Origin of the sequence: Thermococcus sp. (assembly GCF_015523185.1) — an archaeon.
In the GTDB taxonomy this organism is placed as follows: Archaea; Methanobacteriota_B; Thermococci; order Thermococcales; family Thermococcaceae; genus Thermococcus.
Genome location: NZ_WAKV01000079.1, coordinates 1 through 4,348, shown reverse-complemented (window position 1 = coordinate 4,348; position 4,348 = coordinate 1). Strand labels below are relative to the sequence as shown.

Sequence of the window (4,348 nt, the reverse complement as noted above, 5' to 3'; positions counted from 1 at the left end):
CTGGAACTCTCACTGGCCTTGTCCTGATAGTTCTGGGTATACTTATCGGACGGAAGGTATGAGGGTGAAAAATGCCCTTCTCACCAAACTGGCAGAAATCAGTTGTGTACCCTTCAGAAGCAACTCAAGACGGGGTTTAACACCAAACGAAACCTTTCAGGCAGTTCAACTTTAATCAGCGCCCAAAGGGCGCTTTGGACAGTGGAACATCCACCAAAGGAGCAGGCGAGTAAAAAACCCATTCCAAAACTCAAACATCATAGAAAAAGCAAGTTATCTTCTACCCGCGCTGAAACTTTTGGAAAAAGTTTCATAAAAGTTCGTGATTCCTTGTTAATATTCCCCTTTCCAAGGATTTTGGGCTGAATTCGGGGCATTAGTATGTGGATTCACTGGGAGAGTACTCTTTGAGGGGTTCACTCTGGCCGCGCTCCGTTGGAGCGCTAAAAAGCCGAACCCACTTGAAACACGCTCTTGGTAAAGAATCCACTTCCAAAAAAGCAACTTCAACGAGAAATCCCGCCATAATGCACCTTTAGACAAGAATCACGAACCTTGGTCAAACTTCGCGCAGGCGAAGTTTGTGTTGGTGGGGGCGCGGGGATTTGAACCCCGGTCCGCGGGTTTCTCCGGGTCAGAGCTCCAAAGGCTCATCCCCAATCAGCAAACCCGCAAGTCCTCATACCTCTGGAGCCCGCGATGATGGACCAGGCTACACCACGCCCCCGTCCGTCTCAACCTTAACGGTTCCGGGTTTATAAATTTTGCTCCCGGAAATTTTATTACCTTTGACTTACAAAAATCTATTGAGGTGGTTGCCATGGAGGAGCCAATCGTTATCGGAAAGGACAAGTTTAAAATCGGCGAGGACGAGACCGCGAGGAGGGAACTTCGCGTCGTTAAAGTTGATGAAAATGTCATACAGCTCCAGGAGGAAGTTCATGGCATCATAGCCCTCGTTGGTGCAAGCTCAAGTGTTAACCTCAAGAAGGAGGAGCTCAAGAACCTCATAAAGGTTGCAAGGGAACAGTTCGGCTGGACTGACATCTGTGAGTAATGTTCCTACTCTTTTAGGCTCTCCGTATCATTTATGGTGATATTAATGTTTTATAAGTATAAAACTCACATTCTCTTCGGAGGTGGTTTCCATGGCAGTTGGGGACAAGATAACGATTAGCGTAATCAAAGCCGACATAGGTGGCTGGCCCGGGCACTCAAGAGTCCACCCCCAGCTCATAGAGAAGGCTGAGGAGATACTCAGCAAGGCTAAGGAAGAGGGGACGATAATAGACTTCTACGTCGCCTATGCCGGAGATGACCTTCAGCTCATCATGACCCACAAGAAGGGTGTTGACAGTCCAGATATACACGGACTCGCCTGGAAGGCCTTTGAGGAAGCTACCAAAGTTGCCAAGGAGCTTGGCCTCTACGGTGCCGGTCAGGACCTCCTCAAGGATGCCTTCAGCGGAAACGTCCGCGGAATGGGGCCGGGTGTTGCCGAGATGGAGATAACGCTGAGGAAGAGCGAGCCAATAGTTACCTTCCACATGGACAAGACCGAGCCGGGAGCCTTCAACCTCCCGATATTCAGGATGTTCGCCGACCCCTTCAACACCGCTGGTTTGGTCATTGACCCCAAGATGCACATGGGCTTCCGCTTTGAGGTCTGGGACATCCTCAAGCACAAGCGCGTAATCCTCAACACTCCTGAGGAGGTCTACGACCTTCTCGCCCTCATCGGAGCGAAGAGCAGGTACGTCATCAAGCGCGTTTACCCGAAGGAGGGGCACCCGATTCCAAAGGACGAGCCGGTAGCTGTTGTCAGCACCGAGAAGCTCTACGAGATAGCTGGGGAATACGTCGGAAAGGACGACCCGGTTGCTATAGTCAGGGCCCAGAGCGGTCTTCCGGCTCTCGGTGAAGTTCTCGAGCCCTTCGCATTCCCGCACCTCGTCAGCGGATGGATGCGCGGTTCTCACAACGGTCCAATAATGCCCGTTTCGATGTGCGATGCCAACCCAACGCGCTTCGACGGTCCTCCGAGGGTTGTCGCTCTCGGCTGGCAGATAAGCCCGAAGGGAGAGCTCGTTGGTCCGGTTGACCTCTTCGACGACCCGGCATTCGACTACGCGAGGCAGAAGGCCCTTGAGATTACCGAGTACATGCGCAGGCACGGACCCTTCGAGCCTCACAGACTTCCGCTTGAGGAGATGGAGTACACCACCCTTCCGGGCGTCCTCAAGAGGCTTGAGGAGCGCTTTGAGGACATCGAGTGATTTTCCCTTTTCCCCTATTCTGTTCATTCCCCCTATGCCATTCAGCCGACAAGAAAACCTTAAATATGCTTTCATTCTACCTAACACTTGGAGTGATACAAAGGGGTGAAAAAGCATGAAGTTCACGGTCATGCACATCAAGCTTGACGAGAATAGGATTGAGAGCGAAGAAATCGAGAAGCCAGGAATCTACGGTATCATAGACTACGGTCTTGAGCTCCATGAGAACCTTGAGACGCACTCAATAAACCCGTACGACCCGAAAAACGTAGTTGTAATGGGTATGGGGCCCTTCGCCGGCTCGGTTCTTCCCGGTGCTCACAGGCTCATATTCTTCTTCCGGTCACCCCTCTACGGAACGCTTTTTCCATCGGCCATGGGAGGAGCCGCTTATGCCTTCAAGAACGTTGGTGTTGACTTTGTCACCTTCGAGGGCAGGGCTGAAAAGCCCGTTGTCGTTCTTTTCTACAACGACGGCAAGAACGTGAGGGTCGAACTACACGAGATAGAGCTTGAGAAGGTCGTTAAAATCTGGAGGGGCTACAAGGGAGAGGAAGGGGTTTATGCCCTCACCCAGTACCTTATTGACACCTTCGGCGAGCGCTTTGACTTTGAGTACAGAATAGCGGTCGTCGGTCCGGCTTCTCTGAACACCAACTACGGGGCTATCTTTTCCCAGGCCCTCAGAAAGGGGAAGAGACTCGTTGGTAGCGAGGACTGGGCGGCTCGCGGAGGTTCTGGAAGCGTTCTTCTGCGCGCTCATAACGTCGTTGGAATAATTTTCGGTGGAAAGTCGAGGAAAAGGAACTTCCCCGGTGAGGACATCTCGAACTTCAAAACCGCTAAGGAAATCGTTGAGGGTGTTCACAAGAAACCCTACAACGAGATAATAGCCGAAAAAACGACCAAGTACCGCTTTAATCCAAAGCTCAACACCGGTGGAACCTTCGGAGGGAACTACCCGGCCGAGGGCGACTTCGTTCCGATTCTCAACTGGGGGATGCCCTACATTCCAAAGGAAGATCGGATAAAGATTCATGAAAACATAATGAAGCACTACTGGGAGCCCTTCAACGAGGAGGCGATAAGGCCAAAGAACTGGACGACCTGCGGTGAGCCCTGCCCGGTTGTGTGCAAGAAGTATCGCAATGGCCATCACGTCGAGTACGAGCCCTACGAGGCCAACGGGCCGCTGAGCGGGAGTATAAACCTCCGCGCGAGCGATATAAGCGTTCATGCCGTTGATGCGATGGGTTTTGATGCGATAGAGTTCGGCGGAACTGCAGCTTGGATTTTGGAGCTGGTTCACCGCGGGCTTCTCAAGCCCGAGGAGGTTGGCCTCAGCGGAAAGCCTGAGTTCACGAAAGAGGCCCTGATAGAGCGCCCGGTCGAGGCGAGCGAGAAGAACGCGAAACTGGTTGCCGAATTAGCCCACAGGGTAGCGTTCGCCGAGAACGAAATAGCGAGGATAATCGGCCTGGGTAAGAGGAAGGCGAGCGTAATTCTCGATGAGAGGTTCAAAGACAGGCTCAGATACGGGGAGAGCTTCAAGGACTACGCGGTATTTACCCCACTCGGTGAGGACGGCGAGATGACGCCCACAATGTACTGGGCCATTGGAAACTACATCCCGCTTCCGATTCAGGGTAGATACTGGACGTTCTATCAGTTCGGCGTTTTCCTTGAGCCGGAGGAACTGGCACAGAAGATTATAGCCTCTGCTCTCTGGGAGTTCTGGTACGACAACGTCGGCTGGTGCCGCTTCCACCGTGGGTGGATGAAGCCTGTCTTGAAGGCCCTCTTTATGGACGCCTACGGCGAAAATATAGACATGGAGGAGCACGCGAGGAGGCAGATAAAGAGGCTCATAGAGTACGCCAGAAAGGCAGGCTATACTCCAGCCTTCTGGGACTCGATGAGAGTCATAGACCTCGTGTCAGCTGGAAGCGAGGAGTTTGGAAACGATAAGTGGGCCGAGAAGTTTAAGCTGGATAAGGTTGGCACAGCCAAGGAGTACCTGAGCAGGGTTTTAGATGCATACAGTGAGATTCTTGGGGTGGAGTGGAGGCTCT

Annotated in this window: 3 protein-coding genes and 1 tRNA gene; 3 read left to right on the top strand and 1 reads right to left on the bottom strand. The window is 52.5% G+C overall.

What is annotated here, in order from left to right:
* Positions 1 to 587: 587 nt before the first annotated feature.
* Positions 588 to 727 (bottom strand) — tRNA-Trp (locus F7B33_RS09400).
* Between the two features lie 93 nt (positions 728 to 820).
* Here F7B33_RS09400 and F7B33_RS09395 point away from each other — a divergent pair.
* The 3 genes from F7B33_RS09395 to gor all read left to right on the top strand — a co-directional run.
* Positions 821 to 1,057 carry a hypothetical protein gene (locus tag F7B33_RS09395; RefSeq protein ID WP_297074258.1) on the top strand — a complete coding sequence of 79 codons (237 nt, stop codon included), beginning with the start codon at positions 821 to 823 and terminating at the stop codon, positions 1,055 to 1,057.
* Positions 1,058 to 1,148: 91 nt separating this feature from the next.
* Positions 1,149 to 2,276: a fructose-1,6-bisphosphate aldolase/phosphatase gene (fbp, locus tag F7B33_RS09390; RefSeq protein WP_297063310.1), complete on the top strand. Its 1,128-nt coding sequence runs from the start codon at positions 1,149 to 1,151 to the stop codon at positions 2,274 to 2,276.
* A 115-nt stretch (positions 2,277 to 2,391) separates the two neighbouring features.
* On the top strand, positions 2,392 to 4,348 hold a 1,957-nt coding region (gor, locus tag F7B33_RS09385), incomplete at its 3' end, for a glyceraldehyde-3-phosphate:ferredoxin oxidoreductase (RefSeq protein WP_297074257.1).